Source organism: Thioalbus denitrificans, from assembly GCF_003337735.1.
Classification (GTDB): Bacteria; Pseudomonadota; Gammaproteobacteria; order DSM-26407; family DSM-26407; genus Thioalbus; species Thioalbus denitrificans.
On the sequence record NZ_QPJY01000009.1, the window covers coordinates 67464 to 91229 of the forward strand.

26 protein-coding genes are annotated in these 23766 nt (G+C 69.1%); 11 read left to right on the plus strand and 15 right to left on the minus strand.

Features of this window, described 5'->3' with window-relative positions; translation table 11 throughout:
- Positions 1-6 precede the first annotated feature (6 nt).
- From DFQ59_RS15405 to DFQ59_RS15420, 4 genes are all read left to right on the plus strand, one after another.
- Entirely contained in the window at positions 7-207 is a 201-nt protein-coding gene (locus DFQ59_RS15405; RefSeq protein ID WP_114280613.1) for a CopZ family metallochaperone, read from the plus strand.
- 51 nt (positions 208-258) lie between these two features.
- A complete protein-coding gene (locus DFQ59_RS15410) occupies positions 259-501 on the plus strand; it encodes a glutaredoxin family protein (RefSeq protein WP_114280614.1) in 243 nt (80 codons plus the stop codon).
- 103 nt (positions 502-604) lie between these two features.
- A complete protein-coding gene (locus tag DFQ59_RS15415; RefSeq protein WP_114280615.1) occupies positions 605-1369 on the plus strand; it encodes a pentapeptide repeat-containing protein in 765 nt (254 codons plus the stop codon).
- Positions 1370-1613: 244 nt separating this feature from the next.
- Positions 1614-1892 (plus strand): hypothetical protein, encoded by a 279-nt coding sequence (locus DFQ59_RS15420; RefSeq protein WP_114280616.1) that lies wholly within the window; start codon positions 1614-1616, stop codon positions 1890-1892.
- Positions 1893-1894: 2 nt separating this feature from the next.
- Here DFQ59_RS15420 and DFQ59_RS15425 read toward each other — a convergent pair whose 3' ends face one another.
- From DFQ59_RS15425 to DFQ59_RS15455, 7 genes are all read right to left on the minus strand, one after another.
- Entirely contained in the window at positions 1895-2566 is a 672-nt protein-coding gene (locus tag DFQ59_RS15425) for a methyltransferase family protein (RefSeq protein WP_114280617.1), read from the minus strand.
- 208 nt (positions 2567-2774) lie between these two features.
- Positions 2775-4256 (minus strand): helicase HerA-like C-terminal domain-containing protein, encoded by a 1482-nt coding sequence (locus DFQ59_RS15430; protein ID WP_114280618.1) that lies wholly within the window; start codon positions 4254-4256, stop codon positions 2775-2777.
- A gap of 235 nt (positions 4257-4491) precedes the next feature.
- Positions 4492-5157, minus strand: coding sequence for an energy-coupling factor ABC transporter ATP-binding protein (locus tag DFQ59_RS15435; protein ID WP_114280619.1), 666 nt, complete (start codon positions 5155-5157; stop codon positions 4492-4494).
- Positions 5154-5942 carry a cobalt ECF transporter T component CbiQ gene (cbiQ, locus tag DFQ59_RS15440; RefSeq protein ID WP_114280620.1) on the minus strand — a complete coding sequence of 263 codons (789 nt, stop codon included), beginning with the start codon at positions 5940-5942 and terminating at the stop codon, positions 5154-5156. Before cbiQ ends, DFQ59_RS15435 begins: the two co-directional genes overlap by 4 nt.
- Positions 5943-6047: 105 nt before the next feature.
- Positions 6048-6629: a hypothetical protein gene (locus DFQ59_RS15445; protein WP_114280621.1), complete on the minus strand. Its 582-nt coding sequence runs from the start codon at positions 6627-6629 to the stop codon at positions 6048-6050.
- Positions 6626-7255, minus strand: a complete 630-nt coding sequence (cbiM, locus tag DFQ59_RS15450; protein ID WP_114280622.1) for a cobalt transporter CbiM — start codon at positions 7253-7255, stop codon at positions 6626-6628. The genes DFQ59_RS15445 and cbiM overlap by 4 nt, the downstream gene beginning before the upstream one ends.
- Before the next feature lie 4 nt (positions 7256-7259).
- Positions 7260-8054, minus strand: a complete 795-nt coding sequence (locus DFQ59_RS15455) for a DUF4198 domain-containing protein (RefSeq protein WP_114280623.1) — start codon at positions 8052-8054, stop codon at positions 7260-7262.
- Between the two features lie 161 nt (positions 8055-8215).
- Between DFQ59_RS15455 and nikR the strand changes: the two genes are divergently transcribed.
- On the plus strand, positions 8216-8674 hold the full coding sequence (nikR, locus tag DFQ59_RS15460; protein WP_114280624.1) for a nickel-responsive transcriptional regulator NikR: 459 nt from the start codon (positions 8216-8218) through the stop codon (positions 8672-8674).
- Positions 8675-8885: 211 nt separating this feature from the next.
- On the opposite strand, the gene DFQ59_RS15465 is transcribed toward nikR, so the two are convergent.
- From DFQ59_RS15465 to DFQ59_RS15500, 8 genes are all read right to left on the minus strand, one after another.
- The gene (locus DFQ59_RS15465; protein ID WP_170142187.1) at positions 8886-10388 is read right to left on the minus strand and encodes a lipase maturation factor family protein; all 1503 of its coding nucleotides are present in this window, start codon (positions 10386-10388) and stop codon (positions 8886-8888) included.
- Positions 10389-10461: 73 nt separating this feature from the next.
- The gene (locus tag DFQ59_RS15470; protein ID WP_114280626.1) at positions 10462-10686 is read right to left on the minus strand and encodes a GDCCVxC domain-containing (seleno)protein; all 225 of its coding nucleotides are present in this window, start codon (positions 10684-10686) and stop codon (positions 10462-10464) included.
- Positions 10687-10787: 101 nt separating this feature from the next.
- Positions 10788-12536, minus strand: a complete 1749-nt coding sequence (locus tag DFQ59_RS15475) for a nickel-dependent hydrogenase large subunit (protein ID WP_114280627.1) — start codon at positions 12534-12536, stop codon at positions 10788-10790.
- A 21-nt stretch (positions 12537-12557) separates the two neighbouring features.
- Positions 12558-13865 carry a (Fe-S)-binding protein gene (locus DFQ59_RS15480; protein WP_114280628.1) on the minus strand — a complete coding sequence of 436 codons (1308 nt, stop codon included), beginning with the start codon at positions 13863-13865 and terminating at the stop codon, positions 12558-12560.
- 202 nt (positions 13866-14067) lie between these two features.
- Positions 14068-14733 carry a hypothetical protein gene (locus DFQ59_RS15485; protein WP_114280629.1) on the minus strand — a complete coding sequence of 222 codons (666 nt, stop codon included), beginning with the start codon at positions 14731-14733 and terminating at the stop codon, positions 14068-14070.
- Positions 14734-14735: 2 nt separating this feature from the next.
- Positions 14736-15821: a hydrogenase small subunit gene (locus tag DFQ59_RS15490; RefSeq protein ID WP_114280630.1), complete on the minus strand. Its 1086-nt coding sequence runs from the start codon at positions 15819-15821 to the stop codon at positions 14736-14738.
- A gap of 33 nt (positions 15822-15854) precedes the next feature.
- Positions 15855-16283 carry a hydrogenase expression/formation C-terminal domain-containing protein gene (locus DFQ59_RS15495; protein ID WP_114280631.1) on the minus strand — a complete coding sequence of 143 codons (429 nt, stop codon included), beginning with the start codon at positions 16281-16283 and terminating at the stop codon, positions 15855-15857.
- 95 nt (positions 16284-16378) lie between these two features.
- Positions 16379-16855, minus strand: coding sequence for a HyaD/HybD family hydrogenase maturation endopeptidase (locus DFQ59_RS15500; protein WP_114280632.1), 477 nt, complete (start codon positions 16853-16855; stop codon positions 16379-16381).
- A 344-nt stretch (positions 16856-17199) separates the two neighbouring features.
- On the opposite strand from DFQ59_RS15500, the gene DFQ59_RS15505 reads away from it, so the two are divergent.
- The 6 genes from DFQ59_RS15505 to hypE all read left to right on the plus strand — a co-directional run bounded on the left by DFQ59_RS15505 (position 17200) and on the right by hypE (position 23658).
- Positions 17200-17439 (plus strand): HypC/HybG/HupF family hydrogenase formation chaperone, encoded by a 240-nt coding sequence (locus DFQ59_RS15505; RefSeq protein ID WP_114280633.1) that lies wholly within the window; start codon positions 17200-17202, stop codon positions 17437-17439.
- Between the two features lie 7 nt (positions 17440-17446).
- Entirely contained in the window at positions 17447-17812 is a 366-nt protein-coding gene (locus DFQ59_RS15510) for a hydrogenase maturation nickel metallochaperone HypA/HybF (RefSeq protein WP_114280634.1), read from the plus strand.
- Positions 17813-17881: 69 nt separating this feature from the next.
- Positions 17882-18721, plus strand: coding sequence for a hydrogenase nickel incorporation protein HypB (gene hypB, locus DFQ59_RS15515; RefSeq protein WP_114280635.1), 840 nt, complete (start codon positions 17882-17884; stop codon positions 18719-18721).
- A 17-nt stretch (positions 18722-18738) separates the two neighbouring features.
- Complete coding sequence (gene hypD / locus DFQ59_RS15520) at positions 18739-19851, plus strand: hydrogenase formation protein HypD (RefSeq protein WP_114280636.1); 1113 nt, start codon at positions 18739-18741, stop codon at positions 19849-19851.
- Positions 19852-20100: 249 nt separating this feature from the next.
- Positions 20101-22374: a carbamoyltransferase HypF gene (gene hypF / locus DFQ59_RS15525; RefSeq protein ID WP_211314967.1), complete on the plus strand. Its 2274-nt coding sequence runs from the start codon at positions 20101-20103 to the stop codon at positions 22372-22374.
- A gap of 279 nt (positions 22375-22653) precedes the next feature.
- Positions 22654-23658 carry a hydrogenase expression/formation protein HypE gene (hypE, locus tag DFQ59_RS15530; protein WP_114280637.1) on the plus strand — a complete coding sequence of 335 codons (1005 nt, stop codon included), beginning with the start codon at positions 22654-22656 and terminating at the stop codon, positions 23656-23658.
- The last annotated feature ends 108 nt before the right edge of the window (positions 23659-23766 follow it).

Below are 23766 nucleotides of genomic sequence, written 5' to 3' on the forward strand. Positions count from 1 at the left end.
ATAGCGATGGAAACGAAACTGAAGGTGACCGGCATGACCTGCATGCACTGCGTGGGCGCGGTGAAGAAGGCCCTGCAGCAGGTGCCCGGCGTGGAGGCGGCCGAGGTGAGCCTGGAGGAGGGGCGGGCGGTGGTCACCGGCACCGCGGACGTGGCGTCCATGGTGGCGGCCATCAAGGAGGAGGGCTACGGCGCCGAGGCGCAATAGCCTGGTCACGCCGCCGTTCCCCGGACGGGAGCGGCGGCCGGGGGAGACGCCATGGCCAGTGAAATCCTGATCTACACCAGTCCCGGCTGTCCCGACTGCGCCGCCCTCAAGCGGTGGCTCGACGAACGCGGCCGGCCCTATGCGGAGAAGGACCTCTCCCGCCCCGGCATCGCCGACGAGGCGAAGGCCCGTTGCGGGGTGCGGGTGGCGCCGGTGACCGTGATCGGCGAGTCGTGCCTCTACGGCACCTTCGCGGAGCAGAAGCCCCGCATCGAGGCGATCCTGGGGGAATGAAGCCCGCGCGGGCTGCGGCAACGCCGATTGACGATCGTCAATGACCCGGGCGGACGCCTGGCACAACCTTGCCCGCCAGTGAATCCGCCACCGGAGAAGGCCATTGTCCCGTCGCTCACCCGCGCTCGCCGCACTGCTGCTCCTGCTGCCCGTCGTCGCCACCGCCACTGCCCTTCCCCGGGGAGACTGTGACGCGCCCGCACCCCGGACCGACCTGACCCACTGCTCCTTCGCCGGACGCAATCTGTCCGCGACCGACCTGAGGGGCGCGGTTCTCGATGGCGTCAATTTCCAGAATGCCGTGATGCCGGGCTGCAACCTGGACGGGGCGAGCCTGCGCAAGAGCGATCTGCGCTGGACCAACCTCGGCGGCTGCCGGCTCAACGGCGCCGACCTGAGCGGGGCGAACCTGTTTCACACCACCCTCGATCACGCCGTCCTGGACGAGGCGCGGTTCAGCAGGACCTTCATGTTCGGCGTGAAGATGAACGCGGCCAGGGTCCGCAATGCCCGCTTCGAGGGGGCGCACATGAAGGACAGCAACCTGGAGGCGACGGATCTCTCCGGCAGCGTCTTCCGCGACGTCTACCTCCTGCGCACGGTGATGATCGGGGCGCGGCTGATCGGCGTCGATGTCCGCAATGCCGATCTGACCGGGGCGATGCTGGACGAGGCCGATCTCAGCGACGCGGTGATCCGGGATGCGAACTTCTCCGGCGCCTACCTCGGATTCACCCGCTTCAAGGGTGCGGACCTGGAGGGCAGCCGGTTCCCCAACGCCGTTTTCGAGGCCACGGACTTCACCGCGGCGAGCAACCTGGACCCGGCGGTTTCGGCACGGCTCGACAACGCAGGAAGGGTGCCCTGAGGGGCGCCGGCGCATGCCGTTCCGCGGGAGCGTGGTATCCGTGTCCCGTGACCCCGGAGAGCCTGGGAGGACTGACAGCGGCTGTTTCCCGGCTATTCGATATGATGCGCCTGCCGGGCATGGGCACTTTTTCCTGCGCTGGTATTCCGACTCCTGTAACCTAGTGAAGCAGTACACCAGTTGCTGAAATCCATGGTGGCCATCACCAACGTAAGGGTCTACCGGCTGACGAGGTCTGTAAAACATGCACCCCGGTCATGCGAGTATCGTTCTGGCACCCGGTGACAAGCTCACCCGCAGCGTACTCGACAAGCCTCTCTGGCCCCTCATCTGGCACCACTACCGCGACAAGCAGGTGTGGCGCTGGGAGATCAGCCGCGACAACATGACCGGCGTGGCGGAGTGCGGCGAGGCGGAGTCCTCCGAAGCGGCCATCGCCGCGGTTCGCGACTGGGCGGCGGAGCACTCCGGCTATCTTCTCATCCACACCCGGATGCGCCGCAGCCCGCCCCTCGGGCTTTGACCTCAATCCGTATTTTCCTGCCCCGTGTCGTTCCGCCGGGCCGCCGCGCGCGCCAGCTGCGCCGCCTCCCCGGCGTCCAGGTGACGCCAGGGCAGGGGGATGAGTCCCGGCACCCGTTCCCGGTAGCGGCGGTAGGCCTCGCCGTGGTAGAGGAGGAGCTTGCGCTCCTCGAACCGGGAGCCGATCCAGAGATAGGCGCTGGCGAACGCCGCGGTCAGAAGCCAGGCGGCGTTCATGTCCCGGGTCCAGAGGATGATCAGCCCGAGAAAATACCAGGGGTGGCGGACCCAGCGGTGCAGGGGCGAGAGATGCAGCCGCTCCTGGTCCTCCACCGACGTCTCCCGCGCCCGCCACTGGCGCAGCCCCAGGAACTCCTGCCCGTCGTACCAGCGCAGCGACCAGAGGAAGCCCGCCGCCGCCAGCGCCGCCAGGCCGTTGGCCACCCAGAACCACGCCCCCCGCCACGCCCACAGCATCGCCCCCTCGTAGCTGTAGGTGAGCCACAGCGGCGGCAGCAGCAGGATCGCCGCCTGCAGGTTGAACAGCAGCCGGTAGGCCGGCATCCAGCCCGGCCGGCGCGCCGCCACCCACCGCTTCGCCCCCAGCGAGGCCAGCAGCGTGTGGACGATAAAATAGAACAGCCAGGCCAGGGCAAGCAGCGCGAGATGGGTCATTTTTCAAAAATAGACAGGATTTACAGGATTGACAGGATGAATAGAAAAACCTGTTATCCGCAGATTACGCAGATTGCGCAGATTACGCACCGTACAACCAACTGCCCGATACCAAGACGATTCTGGTTTTCAACAATCAGCGTAATCAGCGTAATCTGCGGTTAAACAGGTCCTTATCCTGTGAATCCTGTCTATTGAAAAACTGACCCTATCGTTTTCCGCCCAGCAGCGAGCCGAGGACGCCGCGCAGGAGCTGGCGGCCCAGGGAGCTGCCGATGCTGCGGGCGGCGGACTTGATGAAGGCCTCGGTGACGCTCTGGCGGCTGCGCCCGCGGGCGGGGGCCTGCGCCGCCTTTTCGCGGGCGCGGCCCGGTTCGGCCCCGGCCTGCCGGCGCCCGGCGGCCACGGCGGTCTCCTCGGCCCGGGCCTTGAGGATCTCGTAGGCCGACTCGCGGTCCACCGGGGTGTCGTAGACGCCGCGGACCAGGGAGTCGTTCATGAGGGCGCGACGCTGCGCCGGGTCGATGGGCCCGATCCGGCTGTGGGGCGGGGCCACGAGCACCCGCTCCACGATGCCGGGGCGGCCCTTCTCGTCCAGGGTGGAGACCAGCGCCTCGCCCACGCCGAGCTCGGTGATGACCCGCTCGGTATCGAGCGCGGGGTTGCTGCGGAAGGTCTGGGCGGCGGCCTTGACCGCCTTCTGGTCGCGGGGGGTGTAGGCGCGCAGGGCGTGCTGCACCCGGTTGCCGAGCTGGCCGAGGACGGCGTCCGGCACGTCCAGGGGATTCTGGGTGACGAAGTAGACGCCCACGCCCTTGGAGCGGATGAGGCGCACCACCTGCTCGATCTTGTCCAGCAGCACCTCGGGGGCGTCGTCGAACAGCAGGTGGGCCTCGTCGAAGAACAGCACCAGCCGGGGCTGCTCCGGGTCGCCCACCTCGGGCAGGCGCTCGAACAGCTCGGCCATGAGCCAGAGCAGGAAGCTGCCGTAGAGCTGGGGGGTGCTCATCAGCTTCTCGGCGGCGAGGATGTTGACCAGCCCGCGGCCCCGGTCGTCGGTCTGCATCAGGTCGTCGAGGTTCAGCGCGGGCTCGCCGAACAGGCGATCGCCGCCCTGGTCCTCCAGGCCGATGAGGCGGCGCTGGATGGCGCCCACGCTGGCGGCGGAGACGTTGCCGTAGAGCGTGCGGAACTCCGCGGCATTGTCGGCCACGAACTGCAGCATGGCGCGGAGATCCTTCAGGTCCAGCAGCAGCCAGCCGTTGTCGTCGGCCACCCGGAACACCAGGTCGAGCACGCCGCGCTGGGTGTCGTTGACGTTCAGCAGCCGCGCAAGCAGCAGCGGGCCCATCTCGGAGATGGTGGTGCGCGCGGGATGGCCCTGTTCGCCGTGGACATCCCAGAAGGTGACCGGGACCCCCTCGAAGGTGAAGTCGTTGAGCCCGAGGCGCTGCACCCGCTCATCCACCTTCGGGTGGGGCCGGCCGGGCTGGCTGATGCCGGCGAGATCGCCCTTCACGTCGGCCAGGAACACCGGCACGCCGAGGCGGCTGAACTGCTCCGCCAGCACCTGCAGGGTGACGGTCTTGCCGGTGCCGGTGGCCCCGGTGATGAGGCCGTGGCGGTTCGCCATGCGCGGCAGCAGGTGAATGTGCCGGTCGGCACCGCCGATCAGGATGGGTTCGGCCATGACATGCTCCTCCGCCGGTCGGACAGCCCCGGTTGGTTGTTATTGAAATAGACAGGATTTACAGGATTTACAGGATAAAGGCAAAGGACGGTTTATCCGCAGATTACGCAGATTGCGCAGATTGTTGTTGTGGGGCTTGTGTGGCCGGAGTGAGCGCGGACCGGTCGTGGGGCGAAAGCGTCGGCAGGCAGCCGTAAACCACGAACGAAAATCCTGTGAATCCTGAAAAATCCTGTCAATCCTGTCCATTCGGATGTTCAAGCAGGCCCCGCGCCAGGCGGCAGCGGCGGGTGCATAGCGCGTCGAGGAAGGCGTGGTCGTGGGAGCAGACCAGCAGTGCCTGGGGCAGGCCCTCGAGGACCTCCAGCAGCCGTCCCTGGGCCACCTCGTCAAGGCCGTTGGTGGGTTCGTCCAGCAGCAGGGCCTCGGGCTCCATGGCCAGCACCGCGGCGAGGGAGACCAGCCGTTTCTCGCCCCCGGAGAGGTGGTAGGTGACCCGATCGGCGAGGCGGGCGAGATCGAGTGCCGCCAGGGTGCGTTCGACGATGGCATGGGCCTCGGCATGGCTGCGGCCGAGGTTGAGGGGGCCGAAGGCCACGTCCTCGGCCACGGTGGGACAGAACAGCTGGTCGTCCGGGTCCTGGAACAGGAGCCCGGCCCGGGTGCGCACCTCGCGGAAGTCGGCCTCGGTGCGCCGTTCCCGGCCGAAGGCGCGGAGCGTGCCCGCCGCCGGTTTCAGCAGCCCCACCATGAGCTGCAGCAGGGTGGTCTTGCCGGCGCCGTTGGGGCCGGTCAGTGCCAGTCGCTCCCCGGCCGCCAGGGTCAGGTCTATGCCCTCCAGCACCGGCCGCCCGCCGCGCTGCAGGTGGATTCCTTCCAGCTGGAACAGTGGTTCGCTCACAGGCTGTGCTCCAGGGTCAGCAGCAGGGCCAGCAGCAGGGTGCCGAGAGCCCCGGCAATCCAGTCCGCGGCGCCCGCGCGGGGATGGTGGAGCCGGTGGAAGCGGCCGTCGAAGCCCCGGCACTTCATCGCCGCCAGCACCCGGTCGGAACGGTCCAGGCTGCGCACCAGCAGCATGCCGAACAGGTAGCCCACGCTGCGCCAGGTGTGCAGGTCGCTGCGCAGCCGGAAGGCGCGGGCCTGCATGGCCAGCCGCAGGCGCAGGTATTCCCGGTGGAGCACCTCCAGGTAGCGCACGGTGAACAGCAGCAGCTGGATGAGCCGCTGGGGGACGCGCAGGTGGTCCAGGGCATGGCCCAGCGCCGGCGCCTCCAGGGTGCCCACCAGGGCCAGCAGCGCGATGACCACGGCATTGGCCTTGAGAGCGATCGTCACCGCCCGCAGCAGCCCCTCGCGGCTCGCCTCCAGGCCGCCGAGGGTGAACAGCGTCTCCCCGGGGAGGGTGAAGGGCAGCAGGAGCAGCACCAGGACCATCAGCGCATCCATGGCCAGGATGCGCTTCAGCGTCGTGGCGGGGGGCAGCCGCGCCGCCAGCGCCAGCCCCAGGGCCAGCCCCAGGCCGAGCAGGAGCAGCGGCAGGCGGTGGAGGGAGACCACCACCAGGGCGAAGCCCACGCCGAGCAGGATGCGCAGGCGCGGATCGCGCCGGTGCACGAAGCTGTCGCCGGCCGCGCTGTGGTCGAGGCGCCAGGAGGCGTTGCGCGTGTCCTGTGTGCCGGTGGTCATTTCGCCTCCGTGTCAATTCGGGGACAGTTTACTTATTTCCCGGCAATGCGGAGTGCCGTTTGGACGGATTCATGCGGGTAATAAGTAAACTGTCCCCGAATTCAATCAGCGGCGGGCGTGGAGCCATGCGGCGAGCCCGAACAGGCCGAGGATCCAGCCCAGGCCGCCGAGCACGTCGTGGAGGCGGACCTTCTCCTCGTAGGCCTCGAGCTGCTCGCGCAGCGGGCGGACATGGCGCGCCACGGCGCGGTCCACGAGCTGCTCCAGGGCCGCGTCGGCGGTGCCGGCCGGGGCCTCCGGGGCGTTCCTGGCAGCGGCCGTGGCGGGGGCGGCCCCGGCGCCGGCGGGCGGAGCGCCGCCCAGCTCCGCGGCGCTGACCACGTATTCACCCCGGTGGCCGTCGCCGCTGTCCACCACCACCCGGTGATCCACGGCGCTGGCGGCCTCGTAGCGGAAGCGTCCGTCGGCGTCCGTGGCCGTCTCGCCGAGGCGGGCCCCGTCGGGGCCGAGGAACAGGACCTGCAGGTTCCGGCCGCGGCCGCCGCCCGGGAAATAGACATAGCCCTCGATGGTGCGGCCCTCGGCGGTGGCGAAGACCTTGATCTTGTGGGCCAGCGCCGCCTGCAGGGGGAGGGCGGCGAGAAGCAGCGCCAGCACGCCGCGCAGCAGCGCCGCTCCCGGCCTCATGCGCCCAGTTCCCCGGTGTTGAGGCGCGGCGCGGTCAGCAGCTCCGGCCTGACCCGGTGGACCAGCCCGACGGCGGCGGCCGTGAGCAGCGCCTCCACCACCATCACCGGGATGTGGGCGGTCATGATGAGCTGGGCGGCCACCACGTATTCGCGTCCACTGAGGGAGAGGGACAGGCCGGTGAGGGCCGCGTCGAGGGCGATGGCGAGGGCCCCGGCCAGCGCCCCCAGCAGCGCGGCGGGGCGGGCGCCGGCCCGCGCCAGCAGGGGCCGGAAGAGGAAGCCGCAGAGCACCGCGGGCAGGGCCATGTTGAGGGTGTTGACGCCGAGCACGGTGATGCCGCCGTAGCCGAAGAAGACCGCCTGCAGCAGCAGCGCCACCAGGATGACGGGAAACGCCGTCCAGCCCAGCAGCACCCCCATCAGGCCCGAGAGCACCAGGTGGACGCTGGCCGGCCCGACCGGGACGTGGATGAGGGAGGCCACGAAGAAGGCCGCGCTGAGCAGGGCGGCCTGGGGCAGCCGCTCGGGCTCCAGCCGCTTCAGGCCCAGCGCCACGCCGCCGGCGGCCAGCACGGTGGCGGTGACGATGACCGGGGTGGTGAGGGCGCCGTCGACGAGGTGCATGGGATCACTCCATATCCACGGTGCGGACCCAGATGAGCCCGCCCAGTTCCACCGGGACGGATTCGCCGGTGGGCGCGGTCATGGGCGTGGCGCCCTCCACCAGCGCGGCGAAGCCCCACCAGCCGGCCCGCGGCATGGTGTAGCTGAATACGCCGTTGCCATCGGCCTTGATGACCTGGGTGGCGAAGGGGCCGGCGGGCACGGCGACCGCGCCGTCGCTGTTGAGGTACTCCACCTCCACTTCCGCGAAGGGCACCGGCTCGCCGTCGCGGCGGACGATGCCGCGGAAGCTGTTGCCGGTCCACAGGCCGTAGGGGCGCACCAGGGGCTCGATCTCCACCGGGAAGCCCACCAGCGCGTCCCACCCCTCTTCGGCTTCGAAGGCGTCCACCACCACCTTGGTGTAATGGACAATCATCTTGCCCTCGGCGGGCTCCCAGTAGGGAGCCGGCTCGATGTAGAAGACATGGTCGGCGGGCGCCTTGAACCGGTAGCGGGTCTGGTAGGTGGTCCGGCCCTCCACGGTGACCGGCTGGAGGCTCGCCTTCAGATCCCGGTGTTCGCCGCCGGCCAGGACGCCGAAGCGGGTCGGCACCCCCATCTCCATCACCGGGCCGTTGGCCATGGGATGGGTGAAGCGCAGGTCGATGCCGATTTCCGTCCCGGTTTCCGGACTGACCATGTCCGTGGACGGGATCAGGGTCTGGAAATGGGCGGCCGCCGGCAGCGGCGCCAGGGCGCTGAGGATCAGCAGGACAGGCAGGGTGCGGTGACGGCATCCGCGGGGCTTGGTGGACATTCCTTTCTCCTTGCAGCCAGCGAGATGAGTATTACAAAAAATCAGCGAGTAATACCAGCGTATGAGGAAATTTGTTGGAGTGATCCGGATCGGCCGATGCCGCGGTTGACTCTGCGATGGGTGCGGGGGAAAGTGGGGCGGCCACCAGGGGGAGGGAAACCATGCACGATACCACTCGCCGGACCGCGGCGGAAAAGGCGGTCGAGAAGGAGGAGATCATCCGCTTCACGGTCTCCCTGCCCCGCTCCCTGCTGGACGCCCTCGACGAGCGGGTCATCGGCCGCGGCTACGCCTCGCGCTCGGAGTTCGTGCGCGATTTCATCCGCGAGCGCATCGTGGAGGATGTGTGGGCCCAGGGGGCGGAGGAGGTGGTGGGGGTGCTGACCATCATCTACGACCACCACCAGCGCGAGCTGACCCAGCGCATGATCGACATCCAGCACAGCGACCAGGTGCACGTGCTCTGCACCACCCACGTGCACATGGACCATCACAACTGCCTGGAGACCATCATCATCCAGGGCCAGCCGCCGGAGATCGAGCGCATCGCCATCGAGATCGGCGGCCTCAAGGGCGTGCGCTTCGCCAAGCTGACGCGGGCGTCGAAGGTGACGGTCTGACGGTGACGGCTGATGGAGAAGGCGGGTACGGTGTTCCGTGAATGCGTGAATGCGTGAATGCGTGAGTGCGTTGGTACGTAGGGCCGGATTCATCCGGCCGGGCAGGGCGTCGGTTCCTGGCTGTTCCTGTGCAGATGAATCTGCACCTACAATCCCTTACCCCTTACCCCTTACCCCTTACCCCTTACCCCTTACCCCTTACCCCCTGGCCTTACATCCCGCCGGGGGCGGGCAGGGCCGGGAACGGCCCCAGGTACTCCCGCGTCCACCAGTCTCCCGTCTCCGCGCGGGTCCTCGCGTCGGTGAAGCGATAGCGCCACAGGCTCGCCCGCAGGAACCGCGGCGGCGCGCCGGGGAAGGGGTTCTCCGCCAGCAGTCCGGTGACCGCCGGGCTATTCTCCCGCAGCCGCTCCAGGAAGCGTCCGTACCAGTTCCAGTTCACCGGGTGTCCCAGGGGCACGAACCAGATCATCCAGTCCAGCCGCGGCTGGCGGGGGATGACCACCGCCGGGCGCCGGGCCGGGTCGCCGGGCTTGTAGCGGAAAACATAGGGACGCCAGCTCCGCCCGTCGCGGGAACCCTCGATGCGGATCTCCAGCCGCTCGGTGAGCATGTTGGGGAAGACGTGGTAGCGGTTGGCGATGCGCCAGGGCTGCAGCCAGCCGGCCAGCGCCGCCAGCGGGGCGGGGGCCGGACGCTGGAGGATCATCTCGCCCGCCAGGGTGGCGCTCACCGTCACCAGCAGCAGCGCCATTGCGCCGAGGCCGGCGGCCCGTAGAACGCTCCCGATGCCGCCGCGCGGGAGCGCGGGGTGCAGGGCGAGGCGCCGCGCGAGTGCGACGGGCACGACCCGGCGCAGGGCCCGGTCGTCGAACAGGAACAGGCACAGGACGATGGTGAGCAGGTTGAAGAAGTTGTGGTTGCTGGTGAGGATGATGAGCAGCTGCATGGCGATGGTCGCCCAGGCGGCGAACAGCCGCCAGGGACGCGGCAGGAACATCATGAAGGGCACCACCAGCTCGGTGAACAGCGCCGCACCGGTGCCGGCCCGCAGCAGCCACTCGGGCAGCTGGTGGGCGTACCAGCTGCCCACGTGGGGCAGCGGCTGGGTCTCGAAGTAGTGGTTCAGGGCCGTCAGGCCGGCCCAGGAGGGATCGCCGCTCACCAGCTTGGAGATGCCGGACAGGAAGCGCAGCCGGAACAGCAGCCAGCGGTAGAGCCAGATCACCACCCGCGACCCCCCGGGCAGGAAGATGCCCAGGAAACCCGCCTCCAGCAGCAGGTAGTCCCACTGGAAGTTCATGAATACCTGGCCGGCGTGGAACAGGGACAGGTAGAGGGCGAACAGGGCCGCCAGCGCCAGGCGCGGAAAGATGTTCAGCAACAGCAGCAGGGAGAAGCCGCAGCCGGCCACCGCGGCGGCGCGCAGGGCGCCGTCGCCGGCGTCGATCCAGAACAGGGTTGGCAGCTGCAGGAAGCACCATGCGCCGTGCAGGGCCTCCGCCGCCCGCAGCTGGTCGGTGAACGGCAGGATGCCCTGGCTGCCGGCCAGGCCGGTGATCTGCCCCGCCAGCGAGGCGAAGGCGGCGAGGTAGACCAGGGCCAGCAGGCACAGGAACAGTCCGCTGATCAGCCGGTAGTCTTCCGCCGGCCGCGCGGCCGCGGCGATTGCGCCGCGCAGCCGCGTAGCGGGTGTGGATCGGGTCACGCTCATGGCGACATCGGTTTGGCGGAGTGGAGCCGTGCCTGTCTTCAGCATGGACCCGCGCGGCGCAGCCCGCCAGTGTTCAGCCGCAGCAGTCGCTGCGGGATTGCTGGATGGGCGGGCAGGGGACATCCCCGTAGGAACAGAACACGCAGCAGTCGCCGGGCTGCGGGCGCAGCAGGGCGCCACAGCCGCGGCACTCGTAGAAGAACTGGCAGGCGTCGGTGGGCATGGTCTCCGTCGCCTGGTGTCCGCACTCGGGGCAGGTCAGGGTGGAGCGGAGCCGGAGCGGAGTCGGTTCGGACATGGCGGTCTCCATGCGGGGCGCGGCCGGATAGCCGGAAACGAGGAAAGGCCGCCCGGGGGCGGCCTTTCCTCGGGCTGCGGCATGGGCCGCAGGCCGGGGGGTTATCTCACCTTCACCTTCACCAGCTCCTCGCCCCCCTCGTCGCTGACATGCACCGCGCAGGCGATGCAGGGGTCGAAGCTGTGGATGGTGCGCAGGATCTCCACCGGCTGCTTGGGATCCACCAGCTGGTGGTTGTCCTGCAGCGCCGCCTCGTAGGCGCCCGGTACCCCCTTGGGATCCCGCGGGCCGGCGTTCCAGGTGCTGGGCACGACCGCCTGGTAGTTGGCGATCTTCTCGTTCTCGATGACGATCCAGTGGGCGAGTCCGCCGCGCGGGGCCTCCATGTAGCCGACGCCCTGGCACTTCTTCGGCCAGGTGGAGGGATCCCAGAGCGCCTCGTTGAAGGTCTTGAGATCGCCCGAACGGATGTTCGCCACCAGCTGGTCGTACATGCCCTGCATGGCGTCGACGATGATCTTGGTCTCCAGGGTGCGGGCGGCGGTGCGGCCGAGGGTGGAGAACAGGGCCTCCACCGGGATGTCCAGCTTGTTCAGCGTCATCCCCACCAGCTCCCTGGTCTGCTCGTGGCCGCGGGCATAGAGCATCAGGACGCGGGCCAGCGGGCCCACCTCCATGGAGTGGCCCTTCCAGCGCGGGGACTTCAGCCAGGAGTAGCCGTCGTCCACGTTGAGCTGCTCGAAGGGCGGCTGCGGACCGCCGCGGCCGTCATAGTCGAAGGCGGTCTCGCCCTGGTAGGGGTGCAGACCCTGCTCCTTGCCGCCTTTGTAGTCGTACCAGGAGTGGGATACGAACTCCTGGATCTGATCGTCGGCGTGCATGTCCACCTCGTGCACCGTGGAGAGATCCCGGTTGAGGATCGCGCCCGGCGGGATCATGTAGCCGGAGGGATCGCCCATGCCCTTGACCGGGTCCGGGAAGTCGCCGTAGGTGAGGAAGTTGCCGAGCCCCTCGCCGCGCGAGCCCCAGTCCTTGTAGAACCCGGCGATGGCCAGCGTGTCGGGCACGTAGACCTGGTCGACGAAGGAACGCATGCTGTCGATGACGTTCTGGATCTTCTGCAGGCCCACCACGTCCAGCGCGGTGCCACCCTGCTGGCCGGAATCGACGCTGATGGCCGACGGCGCGCCGCCCACCAGGAACATGGGGTGGGGGTTCTTGCCGCCGAGGATGGCGTGCAGGACCACCGCGTCGCGCTGCCAGGCGAGGGCGTCCAGGTAGTGGGCCACCGCCATCAGGTTCGCCTCCGGCGGCAGCTTGTAGGCCGGGTGGCCCCAGTAGCCGTTGGCGAAGATGCCGAGCTGGCCGCTCTCGACGAACTCCTTGAGCCGCTTCTGCACGTCGGCGAAGTAGCCCGGGGAGGACTTGGAGTAGTTCGACAGCGACTGGGCCAGCTCGGAGGTGGCCTTGGGGTCGGCGGAGAGCGCCGAGACCACGTCCACCCAGTCCAGCGCGTGCAGGTGATAGAAGTGCATCACGTGGTCGTGCACGTACTGGGCCGCGATCATCAGGTTGCGGATGAGCTCGGCGTTGGGCGGGATCCGGTAGTTCAGGGCGTTCTCGACGGAGCGCACCGAGGCGATGCCGTGCACCAGCGTGCACACGCCGCAGATGCGCTGGGCGAAGGCCCACGCGTCGCGCGGGTCGCGGCCACGAAGGATAATCTCGATGCCGCGGACCATGGTGCCGGACGAGTAGGCCGACTGGATGCTGTCACCCTCCATCTGGGCCTCGATACGCAGGTGGCCCTCGATGCGGGTGATGGGATCAACGACGATTCTTTCGCTCATTGTTGTCAGGCTCCAGGGTCATCAGGCTCCGGTGGATTCCGCTGCGGCCTTGGCGACCGGGTCGGACTCTTCGTCCTCCACCAGGTAGTCGGCCAGCAGCTCGGTGAGGCCCAGCACCTCCACGTCCATGTTGTAGTGCTCCAGCCCCTCCTCGAGGACGATGCGGCAGTTGGCGCAGGCGGTGACCATGGTGGTCACGCCCAGCTCCTCCAGCTGGCTCTTCTTGCGCTTGAAGGCCTTCAGCCGGAGCTCCTCGGCGCGTTCGTTCGCCGACACGCCGCCGCCGCCGCCACAGCACCAGTTCATCACGCCGTGGTCGTTCATCTCGCGGAAGTCCGTGGCCACCATGTTCAGCAGGTTGCGCGGCTGCTCCACCACGCCGCCGCGGCGCACGATCTGGCACGGGTCGTGGAAGGTCAGGGGGATGTCCTTGTGGCCCCGGGTGCGCAACTTGCCCTGCCGGCGCAGTTCGTCGAGCACCTCCAGGATGTGCTTGACCTCGAAGGTGAAGGGCCGGCCCATGAGGTTGGGCCCCTCCCAGCGGATGGCGGAGAAGGCGTGGCCGCACTCGGGGCTGATCACCGTCTTCACCTTGAGCTTCTCGGCGGCGTTGACGATGCGCGAGACGATCTCCCGGGCGATGTCCGAGGCGCCTATCTGGATGCCGCTGTTGGTGGCCTCGAAGGCGTCGGAGGAGAGCGTCCAGGTGACCCCCGCCTGCTTGAAGATGCGCGCCAGGGCGGCCAGGTACTCGGGGAAATTGATGATCTCCATGGAGGAGAGCAGCGGCATGTACTCCACCCCCTCCTGGTCCACGGGAATCTCCAGCCCGGTGTCGGCCTGCACGTGCTTGATCTGGGCCTGCACGGCCGGCCACTTGACGCCCATGGGGCTGCCGATGGTCACGGTGCGTTTGGTGGCGCCGATGACGCCCTCGGGCGCGTGGCCGGCGGCCGACATGCCCTCGCGCATCTTGCGCACCATGTAGGCGATGTCGTTGCCCACCGGGCAGACCATGGAGCAGCGTCCGCACAGGGTGCAGCTGTCATAGACCAGTTCGGACCACTCGGCCAGCTCCTCGTCGGTCACCGCCTTGGACAGGCCCACCAGCTTGCCCAGCCTGCCGAACAGGGTGTACTCCTGCTTCCACGTCCGGCGCAGGGGCTCGAGCTTGTGGATCGGGGTGTACTTCGGATCGCCGGTCTCGGTGTAGAACAGGCACGCCTCGGCGCACAGGCCGCAGTGGACGCAGCTCGAGAAGAAGCTGGCGATGGGGGCATCGAGCACCTCGCGGAAGGCATTGATGCCGCGTTCGAATGAAGCACTCATGACGCCACCTCCGTAAGACGGTTCCCATTGTTCATGACGCCGCTGTTCATGACGCCGCTGTTCATGACGCCGCTGTTCATGACGCCGCTGTTCATGACGCCGCCTCCGTTGGGGGAGTGCGGGTTGAGGGGGCGATCCGGTCGGCGGCCGGCGTCATTCACGGCCGTTCGCATCCCCGCTGCGCGGGGCCCCTGCTCTCTGATCATGACGCCACCCCCTTCCGGCCGGAGATGTCGCCGTTGTACCAGCGGGCGGCGAAGAGGCTGAAGGTGTGGAACAGCTTGGTGAAGGGCAGCGCCACCAGCAGCAGCTCCACGGTGAGGATGTGCAGCGCCAGCAGCAGGGTGTAGTTGAGGAACAGGTGGTGATAGGCCAGGTAGCCGGTCAGCAGCGGCAGCAGCGTCAGCGTCCAGGTGAGGTAGTCCTCGAAGGTGGAGAGGAAGCGCTTCACCGGGTCGGTGATGCGGTTGGCCAGCACCACGATGAGGGCGATGATGCTGATGATCGCCGCGGCGTCCACCACCGGGCTGGGCAGCCCCGGCCAGCTGAGGCCGATGAGGTTGCGGATGAGCTCGATGTGGGGCTCGAACAGCAGCACGGTGATGAACAGCCCGATGTGGAAGATGTAGCCGCCGATATAGGTGATCGGCGAGCGTTTCAGCATCCCCTCCGGGGGCAGGGAGCGGCCGAGGATGGTGCGGCCGCCCGAACCCCTGGACTCGGTGCGGGCGACGGCCAGGTCCGGCTTGCGTCCCAGGGAGTAGATCTCGATGAGACGCAGCGCGATCCCGAACAGGAAGATGGCCACGGCGATGATGAAGCCGGGGCCGCGCACCCACGTGAGGAGGTCCATGGCAGTCGAACTCATGGCTATTTCTCCAGGTCGTCGATGGTGACGGTTTGGTGCTTGGACTTGGCGTCGGCCTTGGCCTTGCGGTTGCGCATGGCCATGGCGGCCCCGGCGGCCACGCCCGCTGCGGCGGCGGCGCCGGCGACCAGGGTGACCGGGTCGTTGGGCACCGAGAGCGCCTTGTAGAAGCCGCCCATATCCCAGAAGTTCGGCTCGGAGCAGCCGATGCAGCCGTGGCCGGACTGGATGGGGAAGCTGGTGCCGGCGTTCCACTTGGTGGTGGCGCAGGCGTTGTAGGTGACCGGCGCCTTGCAGCCGAGCTTGAACAGGCACCAGCCCTTGCGCGCGCCCTCGTCGTCGAAGCTCTCGGCGAACAGGCCCTTGTCATAGAAGGGCCGGCGGTAGCAGCGGTCGTGGATGGTCTCGCCGTAGAAGACCTTCGGGCGGCCCACGGCGTCCAGTTCCGGGATGGTGCCGAAGGTCAGGTAATGGGCCAGCACGCCGGTGATGACCACCGGGATGGGCGGGCAGCCGGGCACGTTGATGATGGGCTTGTCCTTGATCAGGTCGCTCACCGCCACCGCGCCGGTGGGGTTCGGGTTGGCCTTCGGGATGCCGCCATAGGCCGCGCAGGTGCCCACCGCGACGATGGCCGCGGCGCCCTTGGCCGTCTCCAGCAGCATGTCCTTGTTGCTGATGCCGGCGATGGTGGAGTAGCCGGGGTTGCCCAGCGGGATGGAGCCGTCGACGATGAGGAGGTACTTGCCGTAGTTCTCCTTCATGGCCTCTTCGCGGGCGTGCTCCGCGGCGCTGCCGGCGGCGGCCTGGAGGGTGTGGTGGTAGTCCAGGGAGATCTGGCCCAGGATCAGACTTTCCACGGTGGGCGAGTGGGAGCGGGTCAGCGACTCGGTACAGCCGGTGCACTCCTGGAAGGAGAGCCAGATGACCGACGGTCGGCGGGCCTGCTCCAGGGCCGCGGCGATGGCCGGTACCATGCTGGGGGGCAGGGCCATGAGTGAAGCCGTGGTGGCGCAGAACTTCATGAAGCCGCGGCGGCTTACACCCTGGCGCCGGAGCGCTTCACCCAGGGTCTTGTCGTATGACATGGTGTCTTCCCTCCCTCGTCTGGAAGCGGATACCTATTCGTTTGCCTGCTGCTGCAATTGTTCCGAAAGCGCGTCGATCCCCTCCCGGATGTCCTCGGACTGGCTCCGGAGTATGGCCGGTACCTCGGTCACCTCGATGAAGCGGGACAGGATCTGGTCCTCGCTGTTGTAGTGGGTGATGAGCCATACCCCGGGGAAGCGCGTCTCCATGACGACGCTGGGACCGATGGCCGTCTCCAGCCGGGCGTTGATTTCTCCGGTCCCGAGTTCGGCCTCCAGGCGCGCCTCGTCGCCCGGTCCCATGGGAATGGAGCGCAGATCGATGACGGTCTCATCGCCGGCGGCGAGCAGCCGTTCCAGGGCGTGCCGGACCTCGTGCAGGAGGGGCAGTGCGTTGCCGTGGCTGACGGGTTCGCCGCCGCTTTCGGCACGGATGGGGATGTCGATGGGGCGTCCGGTCATTGTTTTATGACGCCTGGAAATATTAAGCAGTCCTTATGAAGCATTGTCGTGACTCCCGGAATCGTCAACCTTGACGATAATCAAGAAATTTCCATTTAGGTGGCGTCCTCGCGCCAGCGGCCGAGGAGGGAGGTCACGGCGGCGGCCGCCTCGGGGATGGATCTCGCCACGGCCGGCGAGGGCGCCTGCCCCCAGTCCAGGGACTCCGGTTCGATGCCCACCAGGGCCCGGTTGGCGGGAAAGCGGCCGCGGAGGAGGGCCATGGCCAGCAGGTCGCTGATGCTCACCTCGTGGGGCGTGCGCTTGCCGCTGTTCAGGTAGCGGTCCATCTCCTCGCCCTCGAACACGTGCACCGTCCCCGGCGCGCTGTCCATCCGGGCGGCGTCGATGACGATGAGGCTGTCGGCCTCCTCGATGGGAATGGCCAGGGTGAAGCTCAGGGTGCCGCCGTCCATGTACTCGACACCGGGCAGGTCGGGATGGTGTTCCTGGAGATAGGACAGCGCGTGGATCCCGGCGCCCTCGTCGGTCAGGAGGGTATTGCCGATCCCGAGCACCAGTGTAGTGTTCAAGTCCCTGGGTCCTTAGAGGCCTGGCATGCCCCATCGGTTGTTATCGCGCCGGCTGGCAGTGCCCGGCTTTTTCGGCAGTGTAGTACAAATCGGCAGGGGCGTGAGGGACCGGCCGCGACTTTTCCGGGATTGCGCCGATTTTGACTATCGTCAAGGTGCGCCCGCGTTGCCCCGCTAGAATTGAAAGCCCCGCGATGCAATCCATCGCCCGGGAACCGGCGCCCGGCCCGGTGGCGCCATGGGGGGGAGTGGTTCCGGCCTCCGCCTGTGGCTTTGCCGGTGTCGGGGGCGGTACCATGACAGCCCCGGCTACAGCAGTGCGGCAGCGAGGTGAGTGCAGGCCTATGTGTCTCGGAATTCCAATGCAGGTGGATGAGGTCAACGGTTTCGTGGCCCGCTGCTCGGCCAAGGGCGTGGAGCGGGAGGTCAACCTCTTTCTGATGCAGGGCGAGCCGGTGGATGTGGGCGACTACGTCATGGTCCACGTGGGCTACGCCATCCAGAAGATGACCGAGCAGGAGGCCCGTTCGGCCTGGGAGCTCTACGACGAGATGCTCGCCGCCGCCGGTCCCGCGGGGGGCTGAGGCCCCGATGCACGAGCTCGCCCTGTGCCAGGCCCTGCTGCGCCAGGTGGAGGCGGTGGCCGCGGAGCACAACGCCAGCTCGGTGAGCCGCATCCTGCTCCGCTACGGCCCGCTCTCGGGCGTGGAACCCCACCTGCTGCGCCAGGCCTACCCGCTCGCCGCCGCCGGCACGCCGGCCGAGGGCGCCGAGCTGGTGATGGAGGAGTCCCCCGTGCGGGTGCGCTGCCGGACCTGCGGCGTGGAGTCGGAGGCGGTCCCGAACCGGCTGGTATGCGCCGCCTGCGGCGACTGGCACACCGATCTCGTCAGCGGCGACGAGCTGCTGCTGGCGAGCCTGGAGCTGGACATCCCCGAAGATCCCGCGCCGGAGTAGTCTATTCTTGAGTACCGTGACCGCGCCCCCGCGGCGGGTCGCGAAACTTGCACCGGAGACGCTACCCCCATGTGTGACACCTGTGGCTGCAACATCACTCCCGGCAACCGGCACCTCATCATCGGCGAGGGCAAGCTGGCCCGCACCGAGGACGGCCGCACCGCGGTGAGCGTCCTCCAGGGCCTGCTGTCGGAGAACGACCACCAGGCCGCCCACAACCGCGAGCACTTCGACCGTCGCGGCATCCTCGCGCTGAACCTCATGTCCTCTCCCGGCGCGGGCAAGACCCGGCTGCTGGAGGCCACCATCGACGCCCTCAAGGGCGAGCTCGGCATCGCCGTCATCGAGGGCGACCTGGAGACGGAGAACGACGCCGAGCGGGTGCGCGCCCGCGGTGTCCCGGCCATCCAGATCGCCACCGGCAGCGCCTGCCACCTGGATGCCCACATGGTCCACGACGCGCTCCACCACCTGCCGCTGGAGGGGGTGGACATCGTCTTCATCGAGAACGTGGGCAACCTGGTCTGCCCGGCCAGCTTCGACCTCGGCCACCACCGCAACGTCATCCTGCTGTCGGTGGTGGAGGGGGACGACAAGCCGGCCAAGTACCCGGTGATGTTCCGCGCCGCGGACCTGATGCTCATCACCAAGACCGACCTGTTGCCGTTCCTGGACGACTTCGAGCCCGCCGCGGCCGAAAGGCACCTGCGCGCACTGGCCTGCGAGGCCCCCGTGCTGCAGCTCTCCGCCAGCAAGGGCCCCGGCATGGAGGAGTGGCTGGGGTGGCTGCGCGGGGAAGCGGCCGCCCAGCGCGAGCGCGCCACCCGCGGCGAGAGCCTGCGCCCCAGCGTGGCGCCCGACGCCCACGGGCATGATCACGATCACGCCCACCACCACGCCCACCCCTGAACCGGGAGAACGACACCATGCCGCAGACCGCCAGGCAGTGGCTCGAACACATCCGCGCCCTGGAGCTCCCGGAGCGGGTGCGCATCATGAACGTCTGCGGCGGCCACGAGCGCTCCATCACCATGGCCGGGCTGCGCGGCGCGCTGCCGGACAACCTGGAGCTGATCCCCGGCCCCGGCTGCCCGGTCTGCGTCTGCCCCGAGGAGGATGTCTACACCGCCATCCAGCTCGCCCTGCGCGAGCAGGTGACCCTGGTGGCCTTCGGCGACATGCTGCGGGTGCCGGTCAATGTGCCCAAGTCCGAGGCCCGTTCCCTGGACCAGGCCCGCGCCCGCGGCGGCGACGTGCGCCCCATCGCCTCGCCCACCGAGGCGGTGCGCATCGCCGAGGCCGATCCGCAGCGCCCGGTCGTGTTCTTCGCCGCCGGTTTCGAGACCACCACCGCGCCGGTGGCGGGCATGGTCGCCGAGGGCATTCCCGACAACCTCTCCATCCTGCTCTCCGGGCGCCTGACCTGGCCGGCGGTGGCCATGCTGCTGGACTCCGAGGCGCCGGGCTTCGACGCCCTCGTCGCCCCGGGCCACGTGGCCACGGTGATGGGGCCGGAGGAGTGGGAGTTCGTGACCGAACGCCACCACATCCCCGCCGCGGTGGCCGGTTTCAGCCCCGACAGCCTGCTGGCGGCCACCTACTCGGTGCTGCGCCAGCTCCAGGAGGAACGGCCGTTCCTCGACAACTGCTACCCGGAGCTGGTGCGCCCCGGCGGCAACCCGGCGGCGAAATCGTGCCTGGAGCAGACCATGCGCGTCGGCGACGCCACCTGGCGCGGCATCGGCACCATCCCCGATTCCGGCTTCCACCTGCGGCCCGAATACGCCGCCCACGACGCCCGCGTCCTGTTCCCCGGCTACGCCGACGAGGGCCGCAAGCGCGCCGGCGAGATGCCCCCCGGCTGCGACTGCGCCCGGGTGGTGCTGGGCAAGCTCTACCCCACCGACTGCCGCCTCTACGGCAAGGCCTGCACCCCCCGCAATCCCGTCGGCCCGTGCATGGTCTCCGACGAGGGCGCCTGCCGCATCTGGTGGTCCGCCGGCGCCCGGCCCGATCCCGAGGCCGCGACGGGATCCTAAGAAAGCAACAAATAGACAGGATTTACAGGATTGACGGGATTAACCCGCTATCCGGTATTGGGTTTTATTGCACGCAACCGGCGGATGTAACCAGATGCCGTGCTGCGACTACCGAAACGGGGACCGCGATTCTGTTGGCTTTTCACTATTTGCGTAATCTGTGTAATCTGCGGATAACTGTTTTTTTGAATCCTGTAAATCCTGTAAATCCTGTAAATCCTGTAAATCCTGTCTATTCATGAAAAACCCGTGACGAGTGACGAGAAAGGCGCCGTGGTGGCGCGGCGGCTGACCATCACCGGGCGGGTGCAGGGGGTGGGGTTCCGGCCGTTTCTCCACCGGCTCGCCCATGACACCGGGGTGCGGGGCTGGGTGCGCAACGTGGCCGGGCGGGTGGAGGCCCACGTGGAGGGCCCGGCGGAGTCGGTGGCGGCCTTCGTGGCGGGAGTGACGGCGCAGGCGCCGCCGCTGGCGCGGCCACGGCTGGAGACGGATGTCGAGGGTGTGCCCGGGGGGGCGGCTGAGTTCCGTATCCTCGGCAGCGGCGAGGGCTCCCCCGACCAGGCCAGCGTGCCGCCGGATCACTTCGCCTGCGACGACTGCCTGGCGGAGATGCGCGACCCGCACGCCCGCCGCCACCGCTATCCCTTCATCAACTGCACCCAGTGCGGCCCCCGCTACACCATCATCGACCACTTGCCCTACGACCGGCCCAATACCAGCATGGCCGGTTTCCCCCTCTGTCCCGAGTGCCGGGCCGAGTACGAGAATCCCCTCGACCGGCGCTTCCATGCCCAGCCCCTGGCCTGCGCGGCCTGCGGTCCGCGGCTGGAGTTCCGCGCGCCCGGGGTGGAGCCGGTGACGGGCAACGAGCCGGCCCTGGCCGCCTGCGTGGCGGCGCTGCGGGCGGGCCGGGTGGTGGCGGCCAAGGGCATCGGCGGCTACCACCTGCTCTGCGACGCGGCGAGCGCCGCCGCGGTGGCGCGGCTGCGGGCCAACAAGCCGCGCCCCCACAAGCCGCTGGCGGTGCTGGTGCCCCAGGCGGGCGCCGACGGGCTCGACGGCGTGCGCGCCGTGGCCGCGCCGGAGCCGGCGCACGCCGCCGCCCTGGCCGACCCCATGCGCCCCATCGTGCTGACGCCGGTGCGCCCCACCGCGCCGCTGGCCGAGGGCATCGCCCCCGGGCTCGGCGAGGTGGGGCTGATGCTGCCCTACAGCCCCCTTCACCACCTGTTGCTGGAGGCCTTCGGCGGTCCGCTGGTGGCCACCTCCGCCAACCTCAGCGGCGAGCCGGTGCTCACCGACGCCGGGGCGGTGGAGTCGCGCCTGGGGCGGGTGGCGGAGGGGTATCTGCACCACGACCGGCCCATCCGCCGGCCGGCGGACGACGCGGTCTACCGGGTCATCCGCGGCCGCCCCCGGCCCATCCGCCCGGGCCGCGGCGGGGCGCCGCTGGAACTGGAGCTGTCCCGGCCGGTGGCGCGGCCGGTGCTGGCGGTGGGGGGGCAGATGAAGAACACCATCGCCCTGGCCTGGGGGCGGCGGGCGGTGGTCTCGCCCCACATCGGCGAGCTGGGCGCGCCGCGCAGCCAGGCGGTGTTCGAGCAGGTCGTCACCGACCTGCAGGCGCTCTACGGGGTGCGGGCCGAGCGGGTGGCCTGCGATGCCCATCCCGACTACAGCGCCTCGCGCTGGGCGCGGGGCTGCGGACTTCCGGTCATCCCGGTGTTCCACCACCATGCCCACGCCGCCGCCCTGGCGGGAGAGCGCGGCCTGGACGAGGCGCTGCTGGTCTTCGCCTGGGATGGTACCGGCTACGGCGCCGACGGCACCCTCTGGGGCGGCGAGGCGCTGCTGGGCCGGCCCGGCGGCTGGGAGCGGGTGGGCGCCCTGCGCCCGTTCCGGCTCCCCGGCGGGGACAAGGCCGGGCGCCAGCCCTGGCGCAGCGCCCTGGCGCTGGCCTGGGAGACGGGCAGCGACTGGGATGCCGCCCCGGGTGACCGGGCGCTGCTGCGGGCCGCCTGGGAGCGGGGACTCAACACTCCGCTCTCCAGCGCCGCGGGACGGCTCTTCGACGCCGCCGCGGCCTGGGTGCTGGGCATCACCGAGGCGAGTTTCGAGGGCCAGGGCCCCATGTGGCTTGAGGCGGCCGCGACCGGCGCCCTGGCGGACACGGCGCCGGCAGTGCCGCTAATCCGGGATGAATCGGGCCTGTGGCGCAGCGACTGGGCGCCGCTGGTGCCCTGGCTGCAGGACGCCGGGCTCCCGGCGCAGGTGCGCGCCGCCGGCTTCCACGCCGCGCTGGCCGGCGCCCTCCTGGACCAGGCCCGCGCCGTGCGCCATGATTGCGGCGTCACCCGGGTGGGCCTCACCGGCGGGGTGTTCCAGAACCGCCTGCTCACCGAGCTGGCGGCCGACCGGCTCGAGGCCGACGGCTTCGAGGTCCTTCTCCACGAGCGCGTCCCGGCCAACGACGCCGGCATCAGCTTCGGCCAGATCGTGGAAGCCACGGCTGCGGATTGATTATTAACGCGAAGATGCGTGAGTGCGTGAGTGCGTGAATGCGTGAGTGCGTGAATGCGTGAATGCGTGAATGCGTGAGTGCGTGAAGGGTCAATGGATAATGGACAAAGGATAAAGGTGGCTGGAGCCGAACGGGGACGCTCTGAACACGGAACACGGAACACTTTACGCGATACGCATGTGGGGGACGGTGCCGCCTTTTCCCACCACTCATCACTCATTACTCAATCCGTTCTTGGCGTCGTCGCGTTGAAAACAACAGACCAAGGGAACCGAACGATGGAATTCAGTCATATCTCCCTGGCCCACGGCAACGGCGGGCGGTTCATGCGCGAGCTGATCACCGGGCTGTTCGCCCGCCACCTGGGCAACCCGTGGCTGGACACGGACGTGGACGCGGCGCGGGTGCCCATCGGGGACCATGGCGAGATCGTGGTGACCACCGACGGCTTCACGGTGCAGCCGCTGGAGTTCCCGGGCGGCAATATCGGCAGCCTGGCGGTGCACGGGACGGTGAACGACCTGGCGGTGGCCGGCGCCCGGCCCCTCTACCTCACCCTCAACGCCTTCATCGAGGAGGGGCTGGAGCTGGCGCAGCTGGAGCGATTCCTGGCGGCCATGTCGGCGGCGGCCACCGAGGCGGCCGTGCACATCGTGGCCGGCGACACCAAGGTGGTGCCGCGGGGTCAGGGCAGCGGCGTCTACTTCGCCACCACCGGCATCGGGGTGCGCGAGCACGGGATCGAGCTGGGCATGGGCCGGATCCTGCCCGGTGACCGGGTTCTCGTGAGCGGTCCGGTGGGGGATCACGGCACCGCCGTGATGCTGGCCCGGGAGGAGTTCGGCCTGCGCGGGGACCTGGCCTCGGACGCCGCCTCGGTGCTGCCCGTGACCCAGGCCCTGCTCGGCGTGCCGGGCCTGCGCTTCATGCGCGATCCCACCCGCGGCGGTCTGGCCACGGTGGTGCACGAGATCGCCCATGCCACCGGCGCCACCGTGCGGCTGCAGGAGCCGGACATCCCGGTGCGCGATCCCGTGCGTTCGGTGTGCGAGATGCTCGGCTACGATCCCATGTATCTCGCCTGCGAGGGCCGGGTGGTGTCGGTGGTGGCGCCGGAGTCGGCGGACGCCGCCCTGGCGGCCATGCGCTCGGTCGGCTGCCCCGAGGCCGCCATCGTCGGCGAGGTGGCGGCGGGCCGCGCCCAGGCGGTGCTGGTCACCGAGCTCGGCGGCGAGCGCCTGCTGGAGGAGCTCGAGGACGACCCCCTGCCGCGCATCTGCTGAGTGTTTTGTTAATAGACAGGATTCACAGGATTAACGGGATTTTTATTGTGCGCTCCCCGGAAAGGGGGATGTGGTGTCGGCCGGAGTCATCCGGCCGGACACCCTCCG

Coding starts and splice junctions, on each gene's coding strand:
- DFQ59_RS15425 (WP_114280617.1), bottom strand. CDS start 2,566: ATGACCCATCTCGCGCTGCTTGCCCTGGCCTGGCTGTTCTATTTTATC.
- DFQ59_RS15420 (WP_114280616.1), top strand. CDS start 1,614: ATGCACCCCGGTCATGCGAGTATCGTTCTGGCACCCGGTGACAAGCTC.
- DFQ59_RS15465 (WP_170142187.1), bottom strand. CDS start 10,388: ATGAGCGTGACCCGATCCACACCCGCTACGCGGCTGCGCGGCGCAATC.
- DFQ59_RS15445 (WP_114280621.1), bottom strand. CDS start 6,629: ATGAGGCCGGGAGCGGCGCTGCTGCGCGGCGTGCTGGCGCTGCTTCTC.
- DFQ59_RS15480 (WP_114280628.1), bottom strand. CDS start 13,865: ATGAGTGCTTCATTCGAACGCGGCATCAATGCCTTCCGCGAGGTGCTC.
- DFQ59_RS15495 (WP_114280631.1), bottom strand. CDS start 16,283: ATGACCGGACGCCCCATCGACATCCCCATCCGTGCCGAAAGCGGCGGC.
- DFQ59_RS15455 (WP_114280623.1), bottom strand. CDS start 8,054: ATGTCCACCAAGCCCCGCGGATGCCGTCACCGCACCCTGCCTGTCCTG.
- hypB (WP_114280635.1), top strand. CDS start 17,882: ATGTGTGACACCTGTGGCTGCAACATCACTCCCGGCAACCGGCACCTC.
- DFQ59_RS15510 (WP_114280634.1), top strand. CDS start 17,447: ATGCACGAGCTCGCCCTGTGCCAGGCCCTGCTGCGCCAGGTGGAGGCG.
- DFQ59_RS15430 (WP_114280618.1), bottom strand. CDS start 4,256: ATGGCCGAACCCATCCTGATCGGCGGTGCCGACCGGCACATTCACCTG.
- DFQ59_RS15490 (WP_114280630.1), bottom strand. CDS start 15,821: ATGTCATACGACAAGACCCTGGGTGAAGCGCTCCGGCGCCAGGGTGTA.
- hypE (WP_114280637.1), top strand. CDS start 22,654: ATGGAATTCAGTCATATCTCCCTGGCCCACGGCAACGGCGGGCGGTTC.
- hypD (WP_114280636.1), top strand. CDS start 18,739: ATGCCGCAGACCGCCAGGCAGTGGCTCGAACACATCCGCGCCCTGGAG.
- DFQ59_RS15410 (WP_114280614.1), top strand. CDS start 259: ATGGCCAGTGAAATCCTGATCTACACCAGTCCCGGCTGTCCCGACTGC.
- nikR (WP_114280624.1), top strand. CDS start 8,216: ATGCACGATACCACTCGCCGGACCGCGGCGGAAAAGGCGGTCGAGAAG.
- DFQ59_RS15485 (WP_114280629.1), bottom strand. CDS start 14,733: ATGAGTTCGACTGCCATGGACCTCCTCACGTGGGTGCGCGGCCCCGGC.
- DFQ59_RS15405 (WP_114280613.1), top strand. CDS start 7: ATGGAAACGAAACTGAAGGTGACCGGCATGACCTGCATGCACTGCGTG.
- cbiM (WP_114280622.1), bottom strand. CDS start 7,255: ATGCACCTCGTCGACGGCGCCCTCACCACCCCGGTCATCGTCACCGCC.
- cbiQ (WP_114280620.1), bottom strand. CDS start 5,942: ATGACCACCGGCACACAGGACACGCGCAACGCCTCCTGGCGCCTCGAC.
- DFQ59_RS15505 (WP_114280633.1), top strand. CDS start 17,200: ATGTGTCTCGGAATTCCAATGCAGGTGGATGAGGTCAACGGTTTCGTG.
- DFQ59_RS15475 (WP_114280627.1), bottom strand. CDS start 12,536: ATGAGCGAAAGAATCGTCGTTGATCCCATCACCCGCATCGAGGGCCAC.
- DFQ59_RS15470 (WP_114280626.1), bottom strand. CDS start 10,686: ATGTCCGAACCGACTCCGCTCCGGCTCCGCTCCACCCTGACCTGCCCC.